Annotated in this window: 13 protein-coding genes; 9 read left to right on the top strand and 4 right to left on the bottom strand. The window is 45.4% G+C overall.

Annotated features, from left to right (window positions below):
* Positions 1-30: 30 nt before the first annotated feature.
* Entirely contained in the window at positions 31-789 is a 759-nt protein-coding gene (locus BCT34_RS15100) for a DUF1853 family protein (RefSeq protein WP_076654548.1), read from the bottom strand.
* Between the two features lie 115 nt (positions 790-904).
* On the opposite strand from BCT34_RS15100, the gene BCT34_RS15095 reads away from it, so the two are divergent.
* Entirely contained in the window at positions 905-1,663 is a 759-nt protein-coding gene (locus BCT34_RS15095; RefSeq protein ID WP_076654549.1) for a Nif3-like dinuclear metal center hexameric protein, read from the top strand.
* Between the two features lie 220 nt (positions 1,664-1,883).
* Here the strand turns inward: BCT34_RS15095 and BCT34_RS15090 are convergent, their stop codons facing one another.
* The gene (locus BCT34_RS15090) at positions 1,884-3,173 is read right to left on the bottom strand and encodes a citrate synthase (protein ID WP_076654550.1); all 1,290 of its coding nucleotides are present in this window, start codon (positions 3,171-3,173) and stop codon (positions 1,884-1,886) included.
* 417 nt (positions 3,174-3,590) lie between these two features.
* Here BCT34_RS15090 and sdhC point away from each other — a divergent pair, with 417 nt between their 5' ends.
* The 8 genes from sdhC (at position 3,591) to sucD (ending at position 13,206) form a co-directional block, all read left to right on the top strand.
* Positions 3,591-3,983 (top strand): succinate dehydrogenase cytochrome b556 subunit, encoded by a 393-nt coding sequence (gene sdhC / locus BCT34_RS15085; protein ID WP_019820486.1) that lies wholly within the window; start codon positions 3,591-3,593, stop codon positions 3,981-3,983.
* The gene (gene sdhD / locus BCT34_RS15080) at positions 3,977-4,324 is read left to right on the top strand and encodes a succinate dehydrogenase, hydrophobic membrane anchor protein (RefSeq protein ID WP_010436768.1); all 348 of its coding nucleotides are present in this window, start codon (positions 3,977-3,979) and stop codon (positions 4,322-4,324) included. Before sdhC ends, sdhD begins: the two co-directional genes overlap by 7 nt.
* Positions 4,325-6,091, top strand: a complete 1,767-nt coding sequence (sdhA, locus tag BCT34_RS15075; RefSeq protein ID WP_076654551.1) for a succinate dehydrogenase flavoprotein subunit — start codon at positions 4,325-4,327, stop codon at positions 6,089-6,091.
* Between the two features lie 12 nt (positions 6,092-6,103).
* Positions 6,104-6,817, top strand: a complete 714-nt coding sequence (locus tag BCT34_RS15070; protein ID WP_076654552.1) for a succinate dehydrogenase iron-sulfur subunit — start codon at positions 6,104-6,106, stop codon at positions 6,815-6,817.
* A gap of 97 nt (positions 6,818-6,914) precedes the next feature.
* Positions 6,915-9,731, top strand: coding sequence for a 2-oxoglutarate dehydrogenase E1 component (gene sucA / locus BCT34_RS15065; RefSeq protein ID WP_076654553.1), 2,817 nt, complete (start codon positions 6,915-6,917; stop codon positions 9,729-9,731).
* A gap of 21 nt (positions 9,732-9,752) precedes the next feature.
* Entirely contained in the window at positions 9,753-10,961 is a 1,209-nt protein-coding gene (gene odhB, locus BCT34_RS15060) for a 2-oxoglutarate dehydrogenase complex dihydrolipoyllysine-residue succinyltransferase (protein WP_017106130.1), read from the top strand.
* 206 nt (positions 10,962-11,167) lie between these two features.
* A complete protein-coding gene (gene sucC / locus BCT34_RS15055; RefSeq protein ID WP_010436793.1) occupies positions 11,168-12,334 on the top strand; it encodes an ADP-forming succinate--CoA ligase subunit beta in 1,167 nt (388 codons plus the stop codon).
* Entirely contained in the window at positions 12,334-13,206 is an 873-nt protein-coding gene (gene sucD, locus BCT34_RS15050) for a succinate--CoA ligase subunit alpha (RefSeq protein WP_004734209.1), read from the top strand. The genes sucC and sucD overlap by 1 nt, the downstream gene beginning before the upstream one ends.
* 133 nt (positions 13,207-13,339) lie before the next feature.
* On the opposite strand, the gene znuB is transcribed toward sucD, so the two are convergent.
* Entirely contained in the window at positions 13,340-14,125 is a 786-nt protein-coding gene (gene znuB, locus BCT34_RS15045) for a zinc ABC transporter permease subunit ZnuB (RefSeq protein WP_076654554.1), read from the bottom strand.
* Positions 14,125-14,904, bottom strand: a complete 780-nt coding sequence (gene znuC / locus BCT34_RS15040) for a zinc ABC transporter ATP-binding protein ZnuC (RefSeq protein ID WP_076654555.1) — start codon at positions 14,902-14,904, stop codon at positions 14,125-14,127. The genes znuB and znuC overlap by 1 nt, the downstream gene beginning before the upstream one ends.
* Positions 14,905-14,930: the final 26 nt, after the last annotated feature.

The raw sequence follows: 14,930 nt of genomic DNA, 5'->3' as shown, positions 1-14,930 counted from the left end.
GAAGACTAAGTCAATTCAATGACGAATGGATTAGCCGTATGGCCAGCTTTGTGGCATCACAAACCAGAACTGTCCCGACTTAGTTTGTACATGGACGAAGCTATCACCGAACTCGGTGATAGCTTTGCCGCTAAAATCATCCGTCCCAGCAGCCCATTGTTCTTTAGTGAGAGGGTAGAGCGCTTCAGTGATTAGATGAGCTTGATCTTGATAGCACCAAAAACCGTTTACTTGGCTTGGATTAATGTCGTAACCCAAACATGTAGCAGGTACGTTTTGCTCTAAGAATGGGTTGGTATATAGGCGACCTTGCATGAGGAGATGTTTTGAGTCGACATCGATCTCTGGGTATTGTTCAAGAAAGGCCGTTGAAGACGACATACCAAGCTGGTGGTTGAGCATTCTATCGAGCTTCTTGTCTAACTGGTCATGAGAGTTCGGACCAAACCATGTCTGTTCATGCAGTAGGTAAAACTTAATTGCTACTTCCCAATGCTCTAGCTTTTGGTTTTGCACATCTTCAAGGATAAAGTCGATCGCGCCGAGTGTTCTTCCCTCAACATTAATCTGAATCTCATCGTGCTTGATTGAATAATTATCCGAAACACCGATGACTTGTTCACACAGGTGCTGATATAGGAAGCCTAATCTAGGATTACCATTATAAGTATGTGATTCGTCGAGTGCTTGGTGGCTTGAGAAAGCACTGAGATCAGAAATTGGCGGCTTGATTTCGAGTAGCGGTGGCGAGCCAATCACCCATTGGTAAAAACGTTGCAGTTCAGTCATCGGTTCCTCGTAAACTTCAGTCGTCTGTTGTTCACAAACAGAGTGGTAGGGCTTTCGACATTCAACCCGTAAATTGATATAACGACGTTATTATAAAGGTGAGCTGGAAATAAAAATGAATAACTTACAATTAGAAAAGCTACTTAACGAAAAACTGCAGCCACAGCAGATTAAAGACTACTGTCCGAATGGCCTTCAAGTAGAAGGCACAACAGAAGTGAAGCGCATCGTTACTGGTGTGACAGCTTCGCAAGCCTTGATTGATAAAGCGGTAGAACTGAACGCAGACGCTTTGTTAGTCCATCATGGTTTTTTCTGGAAAGGCGAGTCAGAAGCGATTCGAGGTATGAAGGGCAAGCGCATTCGTACTCTGATTAAGAATGACATTAATCTTCTAGGTTATCACTTACCTCTCGATATCCATCCTGAGCTTGGCAACAACGCGAAATTGGCAGAGTTACTTGAGATAGAAGTCGAAGGTGGCTTGGAAGGACACCCGCAGTCAGTTGCCATGTTTGGTAAACTAAAAGCACCAATGACAGGGGCTGAATTTGCAGAAAAAATCGATCAAGTTCTGAATCGAAAACCACTGCATATTGCGCCAGAGAACCAAGATAAAATGATTACGACTGTCGGTTGGTGCACCGGTGGTGGCCAAGATTACATTGAGCTAGCTGCCTCTCAAGGTATTGATGCATTTATCTCTGGCGAAATCTCAGAGCGCACGACCTACTCAGCACGCGAGCAAGACATTCACTATTTTGCTGCTGGCCACCATGCGACTGAGCGCTACGGTGTGAAAGCGCTAGGTGAATGGTTAGAGAAAGAACATGGCTTGGATGTTGAGTTTATTGATATCGACAATCCAGTTTAAGAGCAGATGTGATGTGAAGGATACGAGTCACTGTAAATTTGTATCCGTCTTTGAGATAAGCTTGGAATCTATTGATTAGTGTTGTTGCGAGGTTAGGTTAATGTTCAAACCTTCTCGTATCTCGTATCTCGTATCTCGTATCTCGTATCTCGTATCTCGTATAAAAGAAAAGGGTTGATGCTTTCACATCAACCCTTTTTAACGTTATGACTTATCGCAACTATTCACGCTCGTGAAGTGCTTTAAAGTCACGTTGTTCTTCACCAGTGTACAGCTGACGAGGACGACCGATACGGTTCGTTGGATCGCTGTGCATTTCGTTCCAGTGTGCAATCCAACCGATGGTACGAGACATCGCGAAGATTACAGTGAACATAGATACTGGAATACCGATTGCTTTCAGAATGATACCTGAGTAGAAATCTACGTTCGGGTATAGCTTCTTAGACACAAAGTACTCATCAGAAAGAGCAATACGCTCAAGTTCCATTGCTACATCTAGCAGTGGATCTTGGATGTTCAGCTCTTTAAGTACTTCGTGACACGCTTCGCGCATTACTGTTGCACGCGGATCGTAGTTCTTGTAAACACGGTGACCGAAGCCCATCAAACGGAATGGGTCATCTTTGTCTTTTGCTTTCGCAACGTATTCTTCAATGTTATCTACGCTACCAATCTCTTCAAGCATGCGCAGACAAGCTTCGTTTGCACCGCCATGCGCTGGGCCCCAAAGTGATGCGATACCAGCTGCGATACACGCAAATGGGTTAGCACCAGATGAACCCGCTAGACGTACTGTAGACGTTGAAGCGTTCTGTTCGTGATCAGCGTGTAGCGTGAAAATTTTATCCATTGCACGAGCAACGATAGGGTTCACTTCATACTCTTCACATGGGTTTGCAAACATCATGTGTAAGAAGTTTTCTGCGTAGCCAAGGTCGTTACGTGGGTAGATAAACGGTTGACCGATTGAATATTTGTAACACATTGCTGCCAGTGTTGGCATTTTTGAAATTAGGCGGTATGCCACAATTTCACGGTGTGTATCGTTGTTGATATCAAGTGAGTCGTGGTAGAACGCCGCTAGAGCGCCTACAACACCACACATAACAGCCATAGGGTGAGCGTCACGACGGAAGCCGTGGAAGAAACTAGCGATTTGCTCATGCACCATAGTGTGACGTGTCACGGTAGTCTTGAACTTTTCGTATTCAGCTCGAGATGGGGCTTCACCGTAAAGAAGTATGTAACACACTTCTAAGTAATCAGCGTTATTGGCAAGTTGGTCAATTGGATAACCACGATGTAAAAGAATACCTTTTCCACCGTCAATAAAAGTGATTTGAGACTCACAGGATGCAGTGGCAAGAAAACCAGGGTCAAAAGTGAAAAAACCATTAGAACCTAGTGTACGAACATCGATCACTGGAGTACCAAGTACACCTTCTGTAATCGGCAGCTCGATTGGCGCTTGACCTTCAATGTGAAGGGTAGCTTTCTTATCCGCCATAACAATCTCCTTTGTTTATTATTTAATCCGTCCAGGATGTTTATGTGCCATTTTTTTACTGGTCTTACGTGGGAAAGTCAATTTTTCTGAAGCTTTGTGTGCACTTGTTAGTGTTTTTTACATTAAATTCGTTAAAAATCTGGTCTGTGTAGCATTATTTGTTACATCAATTGTATTAGAATGTTGCGAGCCGTATAGTGGCGCTGAAAAGTTTGGTTAAAACCTTATAAATGCAAGGCTAAGAAGAAATGTGAGGTGTCTTTCTTAGTTGAGCTGTTAACAACTATTTTACAATTATCTAAGGCTCAACTTCAGTTATTTGTTAAGTTAATGTTAAATTTTGAAGGTTAGCAATCAAATTTTGTCCATAACAATATCATAAGGTTATTTAATGACCATAATGCTCAATGGAGCTGAGTGAGCAAGCCCGTGAAAGAAAGAAAGACAAGACCTGTTAATTTAGATTTACAGACCATCCACTTTCCAATCACAGCAATAGCTTCCATCCTACACCGTGTGTCTGGGGTGATAACTTTTGTTGCGATTGGAATTTTGCTTTGGTTACTATCCATTTCCCTCTCATCCCCAGTAGGCTTTATGGAAGCTAGCGACATTGTCGATGGTTTCTTCGTGAAGTTTATTCTGTGGGGCATTTTAACCGCTTTGGCTTACCACATTGCTGGTGGTATTCGTCACCTTCTTATGGACTTAGGTCACTTTGAAGAGCTGGAATCTGGCGCTAAGAGCGCTAAGGTTGCATTCGCAGCAACAGCGGTATTGTCTCTACTAGCGGGGATCTTAGTATGGTAAACAACGTTTCTACTTTTGGTCGTAATGGTGTCCACGATTATCTATTGATTCGTGCAACTGCCATCATTATGACGCTTTACACTATCTACCTAGTAAGCTTCTGCGCTTTCTCTGGTGATATCTCTTACGCATCTTGGACGCAATTCTTTGGTGGAACATTCACTAAAGTCTTCACCATGTTAGCGCTTACTTCTGTTTTGGTTCATGCGTGGATCGGCCTATGGCAAGTACTAACTGACTACATCAAATGCGCAAAATTGCGTGTTGGTCTTCAAGTCGGTGTTGTTGCAGTTCTTCTTGGATATTTCTTCTCTGGTCTGTTTATTTTGTGGGGTGCGTAAGTGACTATTCCTGTTCGTGAGTTTGATGCCGTAGTTATCGGCGCTGGTGGTGCAGGTATGCGTGCCGCACTGCAAATTTCTGAGCAAGGCCTATCTTGTGCATTGCTTTCTAAAGTTTTCCCTACTCGTTCTCATACGGTTTCTGCGCAAGGCGGCATCACTGTTGCTCTTGGTAACGCGCATGAAGACCATTGGGAGCAGCACATGTACGACACCGTAAAAGGTTCTGATTACATCGGTGACCAAGATGCTATTGAGTACATGTGTAAAAATGGTCCTGAATCAGTAATCGAACTTGAAAAAATGGGCCTACCTTTCTCTCGTTTTGAGAACGGTACTATTTACCAACGTCCTTTCGGTGGTCAATCGAAAAACTTTGGTGGTGAGCAAGCGGCTCGTACCGCAGCTGCAGCCGACCGTACTGGTCACGCACTGCTTCATACGCTTTACCAGCAAAACATTAAACACAAAACGACAGTTTTCTCTGAGTGGTATGCACTGGATCTTGTTAAGAACGAAGATGGTGCAATCTTAGGTACAACTGCGCTTTGTATGGAAACGGGCGAAGTTTGCTACTTCAAAGCGAAGGCAACAATCCTTGCTACTGGTGGTGCTGGTCGTATCTACGCTTCTACAACTAACGCTCACATCAACACTGGTGACGGTGTTGGTATGGCGATTCGTGCTGGCGTTCCTATGCAAGACATCGAAATGTGGCAGTTCCACCCAACGGGTATCGCTGGCGCAGGTGTATTGGTAACGGAAGGTTGTCGTGGTGAAGGTGGTTACCTTCTCAATAAAGACGGCGAACGCTTCATGGAACGTTACGCACCAAACGCTAAAGACTTAGCGGGTCGTGATGTTGTTGCACGTTCAATGATGGTTGAAATCCGTGAAGGTCGCGGTTGCGATGGCCCTTGGGGTCCACATATCAAGCTGAAGCTTGATCACTTAGGTAAAGAGACACTTGAATCTCGTCTTCCTGGTGTATGTGAACTGTCTCGTACCTTTGCTCACGTTGATCCAGTGAAAGAGCCAATTCCAGTAATCCCTACATGTCACTACATGATGGGTGGTGTCCCAACACAAGTTTCTGGCCAAGCTATTAAGCAAACTGAAGACGGCAGCGATGTTGAAATCCAAGGTCTATTTGCTTGTGGTGAAATCGCATCAGTATCAGTACACGGCGCTAACCGTCTAGGTGGTAACTCACTGCTTGATTTGGTGGTATTTGGTCGTGCGACAGGTCTACACCTAGGTGAGACACTGAAGAAGCAAGAAGAAGCTAAGCCAGCAACTGAAGCTGACATTGAACGTTCTCTAGAGCGTTACAACCGTTGGGAAAACAGCACTGACGGCGAAGACCCAGCACAAATCCGTAAAGATCTTCAGCAATGTATGCAGAATAACTTCTCGGTATTCCGTGAAGGTAAAGCAATGGCTGAAGGCCTAGAAGAGCTTAAAGCAATTCGCGAGCGTCTGAAGAATGCACATCTATCTGATAAGTCTACAGAGTTCAACACTCAACGTATCGAGTGTTTAGAGCTTGAAAACTTGATGGAAACGGCATTCGCGACGGCTGTTGCTGCAAACTTCCGTACAGAGAGCCGTGGCGCACACGCTCGATTCGATTTCCCTGACCGTGATGATGAGCAATGGCTATGCCACTCACTTTATAACCCAGAGTCAGAGAGCATGACTAAGCGTGGTGTAAACATGGAGCCTATCCATCGTGAAGCGTTCCCACCAAAAGCACGTACGTACTAAGGAGATATGACCATGAAACTGAATTTCTCTTTATACCGTTACAATCCAGATGTCGACCAGAAGCCTTATATGAAGGAATACACTCTAGAAGTGGATGAAGGTTCAGACATGATGCTTTTGGATGCGCTTATTCTGTTGAAAGAGCAAGATCCAACGATCGCATTCCGTCGCTCATGCCGTGAAGGTGTATGTGGCTCGGATGGTTTGAACATGAACGGTAAAAACGGCCTGGCTTGTATCACTCCGTTGTCTGCGCTTTCGGGCCAAGACAAGATTGTGATTCGTCCATTGCCTGGCTTACCGGTTGTTCGTGACCTGATTGTAGACATGACTCAGTTCTACGATAACTACGAAAAAGTGAAGCCATTCTTAGTGTCTGATGGCAATGTGCCACCGGCTCGTGAAAACTTACAAAGCCCTGATGAGCGTGCTCATTTAGATGGATTGTACGAATGTATCATGTGTGCATGTTGTACAACGTCATGCCCATCGTTCTGGTGGAACCCTGACAAATTCATCGGACCAGCAGGCCTGCTTGCAGCGTACCGTTGGCTAATTGATAGCCGAGATACTGCGACAGACGAACGTTTGTCCGATCTTGATGATGCATTTAGCGTTTTTCGTTGCCATGGCATCATGAATTGTGTAAGTGTTTGTCCTAAGGGATTAAATCCGACGAAAGCGATTGGTCACATCAAGACCATGCTAGTGAATCGTTCGGTTTAAGTTATATAAAAATTGCCGCCCTAGAAGTTTTGGGGCGGCCTTTTAATAGCTCGGCATAGACCGCAGCAAACGTGAAAACTACTGGTTAAGGGAAAATATGCACAACGGCGTGATGAAGGCATGGCTCGAGTCTTCACACTTGGCTGGCGCCAATGCAACGTACGTAGAAGAACTCTATGAACTGTATCTAAGTGACCCAGATTCGGTAAGTGACGAATGGAGAAGTGTTTTTGAAGAACTGCCTGTGCAGGCTTCAGAGACAGTGGAACAACCACACTCTCGTGTTCGTGAATACTTCCGTCGACTCGCTCAAGAAACAAAGCATTACAGTGTCCAAGTTAGTGATCCAGATGTCGATGCGAAACAAGTAAAAGTTCTGCAACTTATTAATGCCTATCGATTCCGAGGGCATCAAGCAGCAAATCTAGACCCCCTAGGTTTATGGAAAAGAGCGACAGTTGATGAACTGGCCCCTTCTTTCCACACTCTTACCGAAGATGACCTCAATGAGACGTTTAACGTCGGCTCTTACGCCATTGGCCAAGAGACGATGGTGCTTAAAGATCTCTACAAATCTCTAAAGCAAACTTATTGTGGCTCTATTGGTGCTGAATACATGCACATGACAAATACAGAGCAAAAGCGTTGGATTCAACAACGCTTAGAGTCTGTATCTGGTCAACCCTCTTTCAATAAAGAAGAAAAGCAAGCTTTCCTAGAAGAGCTAACTGCTGCTGAAGGTCTTGAGCGCTATCTTGGTGCAAAATTCCCAGGCGCAAAACGCTTCTCGTTGGAAGGTGGTGATGCTCTTATCCCAATGACGAAAGAAATTATTCGTCATGCTGGCGGACAAGGCATGCGTGAAGTTGTTGTTGGTATGGCTCACCGTGGTCGTCTAAACATGTTGGTCAACGTGCTTGGTAAAAAGCCACAAGACCTGTTTGACGAGTTTGCGGGCAAGCACGACGACACGTGGGGTACTGGTGATGTGAAATACCACCAAGGTTTCTCTGCGGATTTTGCAACGCCAGGCGGCAACGTTCACTTAGCACTAGCATTTAACCCATCTCACTTAGAAATCGTAAACCCGGTAGTTATCGGTTCAGTACGTGCACGTCAAGATCGCCTTGGTGATAATGATGGTAGCCGTGTACTTCCTATTACTATCCACGGTGATTCAGCTATCGCGGGTCAGGGTGTAGTTCAAGAGACGTTTAACATGTCTCAAGCGCGTGGTTTCTGCGTGGGTGGTACGGTTCGTATCGTTGTAAACAACCAAGTTGGTTTCACAACGTCTAACCCTCGCGATACGCGTTCTACGATGTACTGTACCGATATCGCGAAGATGGTTCAGGCTCCGATTTTCCACGTTAACTCTGATGACCCAGAAGCGGTCGCTTTCGTAGCGCGCCTTGCACTAGATTACCGTAATACGTTTAAGCGTGATGTTGTTATCGATTTGGTTTGTTACCGTCGCCACGGTCACAATGAAGCCGATGAGCCGAATGCAACACAGCCTTTGATGTACCAAAAAATCAAGAAGCACCCAACACCACGTAAGCTTTATGCTGACGTGCTAATGGAGCGCGGTGAGTTTGGTATTGATACGGCAACTCAACTGGTTAACGAATATCGTGATGCACTTGATCACGGTGAAGTTGTGGTTAAAGAGTGGCGCCCAATGGCACTTCACTCAGTAGATTGGTCTCCTTACCTAGGCCACGACTGGAATATCGAATGGGATAATAAGGTTGATATCGAGCGCCTCAAAGAGCTTGGTACCAAACTTTGCCAATACCCAGACAGCCATAAGCTTCAAAGTCGAGTAAACAAACTTTACAACGATCGTACTGCCATGGTGAATGGTGAGAAACAAGTCGATTGGGGTATGGCGGAAACTCTGGCTTACGCAACACTTGTTGATGATGGTAAGCGTATTCGTATCTCTGGCCAAGATTCAGGCCGTGGTACGTTCTTCCACCGTCACTCAGTACTGCACAACCAATCAGATGCAAGCACGTATGTTCCTCTTGCGAACATCCATGACAAGCAAGGGCCATTCCAAGTGTTTGACTCGGTATTGTCTGAAGAAGCGGTACTGGCATTTGAGTATGGTTACGCAACAGCAGAGCCAAGCGGTCTCACCCTTTGGGAAGCACAATTTGGTGACTTCGCAAACGGTGCACAAGTTGTTATCGATCAATTTATTTCGTCAGGCGAGCAAAAGTGGGCACGTCTATGTGGGCTAACTATGCTGCTTCCTCACGGTTATGAAGGTCAAGGCCCAGAGCACTCTTCTGCACGTCTTGAGCGTTACCTTCAGTTATGTGCTGAACAAAATATGCAGGTTGTTGTTCCTTCAACGCCAGCCCAGGTTTACCACATGATTCGTCGTCAGGTTGTTCGACCAATGCGTCGTCCACTGATTGTAATGTCACCTAAGTCATTGCTTCGTCACCCTCTGTGTACTTCTTCTCTTGAAGATTTGGCAGAAGGCACGTTCCAACCAGCTATCGCAGAAATTGATGATCTGGTACCTGAGAACGTAAAACGCGTCGTGTTCTGTTCAGGTAAGGTTTACTTTGACCTACTTGATCAAAGACGCAAGAACGAGCAAGACGATGTCGCTATTGTGCGTATCGAGCAACTTTACCCGTTCCCTTACGAGGACGTGAGAGCTGCCATCGCACAGTACACAAATGTAGTCGATTACGTTTGGTGTCAAGAAGAGCCACAAAACCAAGGTGCTTGGTACAGTAGCCAGCATAATTTCCGAGCTGCTATCCCAGTGGGTGCTGATATTCAATATGCAGGTCGTCCTGCATCAGCATCACCAGCTGTTGGCTATATGTCGGTACACTTGAAACAACAAAAAGCGTTAGTTGACGACGCTTTGACCCTACTTAAGAACTAGAAGTAAAAGGAAAATACGCACATGACAATTGAAATTCTGGTTCCAGATTTACCTGAATCTGTGGCTGATGCAACAGTTGCTACTTGGCACAAAAAACCGGGCGAAGCGGTTGCACGTGATGAAGTCATTGTAGATATCGAAACAGATAAAGTAGTTCTAGAAGTACCGGCTCCTGAAGCGGGTGTTCTGGAAGCTATCATCGAAGAAGAGGGTGCTACGGTACTTTCTAAGCAGCTTCTGGCTAAAATCAAGCCGGGTGCTGTCGCTGGTGAACCAACGAAAGATACCACTGAAGATACAGAAGCCTCTCCTGATAAGCGCCACAAAGCGGCTCTTACAGAAGAGAGTAACGACGCGCTAAGCCCTGCGGTTCGTCGCTTGCTTGCAGAGCACAACCTACAACCAGCTGACGTTAAAGGCACTGGTGTTGGTGGTCGTATTACTCGTGAAGACATCGACGCACACCTAGCAGCAGCGAAAGCGGCTCCGGCAGCAGCATCTGCACCAGTAGTTGAAGCGCCAGCAGCCGCTCGTAGCCAAAAACGCGTGCCTATGACTCGCCTACGTAAGACAGTTGCAAACCGTCTTCTAGAAGCGAAAAACAGCACAGCAATGCTGACTACTTTCAATGAAGTGAACATGAAGCCAATCATGGACCTTCGTAAGCAGTACAAAGACCAATTCGAGAAGCGTCACGATACGCGTCTTGGTTTCATGTCTTTTTATGTGAAAGCAGTAACAGAAGCACTAAAACGTTTCCCAGAAGTGAACGCTTCTATTGATGGTACAGATATCGTTTACCACAACTACTTCGACATCAGCATGGCAGTATCAACGCCACGTGGTCTAGTAACTCCAGTACTAAAAGACTGTGACACACTAGGTTTCGCTGATATCGAAAAAGGCATCAAAGAGCTAGCAATCAAAGGCCGTGACGGCAAGCTAACGGTGGATGAACTGATGGGCGGTAACTTCACTATCACAAACGGTGGTGTATTCGGTTCTCTAATGTCTACGCCAATCATCAACCCGCCTCAAGCGGCAATTTTGGGTATGCACAAAATCCAAGATCGTCCAATGGCTGTTGATGGCAAAGTAGAGATTCTACCAATGATGTATCTAGCGCTTTCTTACGACCACCGTCTAATCGATGGCCGTGAATCAGTTGGCTTCCTAGTGACCATCAAAGAGCTACTAGAAGATCCTGCACGTCTGCTATTAGACGTTTAGTATCGCTAAAACGTCTAGTTAACCTCGTTAGCTAGACGTAAAAAGTTTCAAAGGCTAGGCTGCTCAACGTCTGGCCTTCACTTGAACTGTAAAGCCATTAGAAAATGGACAGCAGTTTATTTGAGAAGACCCTACAGACGTAACACAGGAAACTGTGTCGTTATGGAAATAATAATCCCTTAAGGGAAAATAAACGGAATATCAAAATGAATTTGCATGAATACCAAGCCAAACAGCTGTTTGCAGAATTCGGTTTGCCTGTACCAGAAGGTTTCGCATGTGATACAGCACAAGAAGCTTTCGAAGCTGCAGGCCGTATCAGTACAGCCAAGAAAGTCGTTAAGTGTCAAGTACACGCTGGTGGTCGCGGTAAAGCGGGCGGCGTAGAGCTACATGACACAAAAGAAGGCGTTAAAGAGTTTGCACAAAAGTGGCTAGGTAAAAACCTAGTGACTTACCAAACAGACGCTAATGGTCAGCCTGTAACAAAGATCCTAGTTGAAGAAGCATCGAACATTGCTAACGAACTTTACCTAGGTGCTGTTGTTGACCGTGCAACGCGCAAAATTGTATTCATGGCGTCAACTGAAGGCGGTGTGGACATTGAGAAAATCGCTGAAGAAACTCCAGAGTTGATTCACCAATCAGCGATCGATCCTCTAGTGGGCCCTCAAGCTTACCAAGGCCGTGAACTTGCGTTCAAACTTGGTCTAGTTGGCGATCAAATTAAACAGTTCGTTAAGATCTTCATGGGTCTTGGCCAAATGTTCTCTCAGTACGACCTAGCTCTACTAGAAATTAACCCACTTGTAATTACTGGCGAAGGCAATCTGCTTTGTCTAGACGGCAAGATCAATATCGACTCAAACGCGATGTACCGTCAGCCTAAACTACGTGAAATGCACGATCCATCTCAAGAAGATGAGCGCGAAGCACACGCAGCACAGTGGGAACTGAACTACGTAGCACTAGATGGCAACGTTGGCTGTATGGTTAACGGTGCAGGCCTTGCGATGGGTACGATGGATATCGTAAACCTACACGGTGGCAAGCCAGCAAACTTCCTTGATGTAGGCGGCGGCGCGACAAAAGAACGTGTAGCTGAAGCATTCAAGATCATCCTTTCTGATGACAATGTTAAAGCAGTACTAGTAAACATCTTCGGTGGCATCGTTCGTTGTGACATGATCGCTGAAGGTATTATCGGTGCAGTTAAAGAAGTAGGCGTGACAGTTCCTGTAGTTGTTCGTTTAGAAGGTACTAACGCAGACCTAGGTCGCGAAGTACTTGCTAATTCTGATGTTGATATCATTGCAGCTGAATCTCTAACAGATGCTGCTCAGAAAGTTGTTGCTGCTGCGGAGGCTAAATAATGTCTGTATTAATTAACAAAGACACTAAAGTAATCTGTCAGGGTTTCACTGGCGGTCAAGGTACATTCCACTCAGACCAAGCTATCGCATACGGTACGCAAATGGTTGGTGGTGTTTCACCTGGTAAAGGTGGTCAAACTCACCTAGGCCTTCCAGTATTCAACACAGTACGTGAAGCAGTAGAAGTAACTGGTGCAACAGCAACAGTAATCTACGTACCAGCTCCTTTCTGTAAAGATGCAATCCTAGAAGCGATTGATGCAGGTATCGAACTGATCGTAACGATCACTGAAGGTATCCCTACAACTGATATGATCGACGTTAAAGTGAAGCTAGAAGAAACTGGCGTTCGTATGATCGGTCCTAACTGTCCAGGTCTTATCACTCCAGACGAGTGTAAGATTGGTATCATGCCTGGTCACATCCATAAGAAAGGTAAAGTCGGTATCGTATCTCGCTCAGGTACTCTGACGTACGAAGCAGTTAAGCAAACAACAGATGAAGGCTTTGGTCAGTCTACATGTGTTGGTATCGGTGGTGACCCTATCCCAGGTTCAAACTTCATTGATATCCTAAAACTTTTCCAAGAAGACCCAGAAACTGAAGCAATCGTAATGATTGGTGAGATCGGTGGTACAGCTGAAGAAGAAGCAGCTGAGTTCATCAAAGCGAACGTAACTAAACCAGTAGTTTCTTACATCGCTGGTGTTACTGCTCCTCCGGGCAAACGTATGGGTCACGCAGGCGCAATCATCTCCGGCGGTAAAGGTACTGCTGAAGATAAATTCGCAGCACTTGAAGCAGCAGGTGTTAAGACTGTTAAGTCTCTTGCTGACATCGGTAAAGGCCTACGTGAAATCACGGGTTGGTAATCAGCTGATTTTTATCGATTAAGATAGAAGTTAACTGAACGATATTAAAAAGGCTTGGTCACTGACCAAGCCTTTTTTGTATGTGCTGTAAGATAATTTATTGAAGATACGAGATACGAGATATGAAACAAATCTATGCTCGATTCTTCACCATCTGCGATAACATAAACATTGCGGTTGCTGTGATGACGACAGAAGGACCCGCCGGGGTGTCGTAGAACCAAGAAAGACTAAGGCCGCCGAGTACTGCCAGAGAACCGATACCTGAGGCAATAAAGGCCATCTGTTCAGGGGTTTGAGCAAATTTACGTGCTGTCGCAGCTGGAATAATCAGTAGCGATGTCATAATCAGAGCACCCACAAACTTCATACCGACCGCAATAACGATACCGACCATTAACATCAATACCAAACGCATCAGGTCTATGTTGATACCGTCTACAGCGGCAAGATCTTCGTTAACTGTGGTGGATAGCAATGGACGCCAGAAGATAGCCAAAACTAATGCCACAGCGGCCGCGCCACCATAAATAAACACAAGGTCAGTAGGCGAAACTGCAAGCAGATCACCAAATAGATAACTCATCAGATCGACACGGACATTATCGAGAAAGCTCACCGCGACCAAACCGAGTGACAATGCACTATGTGCGAGAATACCCAGCAGTGTATCGGTGGCAACCAACTTCTGTTTTTGTAAGGTCACCAACAGTACAGCCAGCATCAAACAGCAGATAAGCAGAGCTAAGTAGAGGTTTATCTCTAGTAGGAAGCCAAGTGCTAAACCCATTAAAGAAGCGTGAGCAAGCGTGTCACCGAAGTAAGCCATCTTGCGCCAAACAACGAATGAGCCAAGAGGTCCTGCAATGAGGGCAATGCCTAATCCAGCAAGGATAGACGGTAAAAGGAACTCAAGCATTAGTGGTGTCCGTGTTTATGGTTAGAGCAGTCGTGAACATCGCCAGAGACAGGTTGCCCTGCCAAGTCATGGTGATGATGGTCATGTTGGTGGTGATAGAAAGCCAAACTTTCTTGAACTGCTGTGCCAAATAAGGCGATGTAAGACGGATGATGCTTGATATCAGCAGGTGCGCCTGAGCAGCAGATGTGATGGTGCAGGCAAATTACATCGTCCGTTTTTGCCATAACAAGGTGGAGATCGTGCGACACCATAAACACAGCGCAGCCAAACCGATGCCTAATTGAATCAATGAGCTCATAAAGGTCGATTTGACCCTGAACATCAACGCCTTGAGCTGGTTCATCAAGAACCAGTAGATCTGGCCTTCTTAATAATGAACGAGCAATCAACACACGTTGGTTTTCACCGCCAGATAGCTGGTGCATGTTGCTTTTTAGTAGATGCTCAGCACCAACCATTTTCAAGGCTTCAAGAATTTCTTGCTGGCTGAATTTACCAGTAAGCTTCAGAAAACGTTCAACATTAAGGGGAAGTGAGTCATTGAGTTTTAATTTCTGAGGGACGTAACCAATTTTCAGTTTGTTGGCTTTTGTTATTTTGCCTGAAAACTTGGTTTGTAAACCCAGAACTACTTTTACTAATGTCGACTTTCCTGCACCGTTTGGCCCAATAAGGGTGGTGATTCTGCCGCGCTCAATATTTAGAGAGATGTTGTCTAGAACTTTTCGACCGTCAAACTCGACGCTCACAGAATCTAGTTGGATTAAGTTATCCATGAATAGAACTCATTTGCAATTCGCTA

It is taken from the genome of Vibrio sp. 10N.261.45.E2 (assembly GCF_002875705.1).
GTDB lineage: Bacteria > Pseudomonadota > Gammaproteobacteria > Enterobacterales > Vibrionaceae > Vibrio.
The sequence above is the reverse complement of the archived record's forward strand: the minus strand, read 5'-3'. Positions and strand labels throughout refer to the sequence as shown.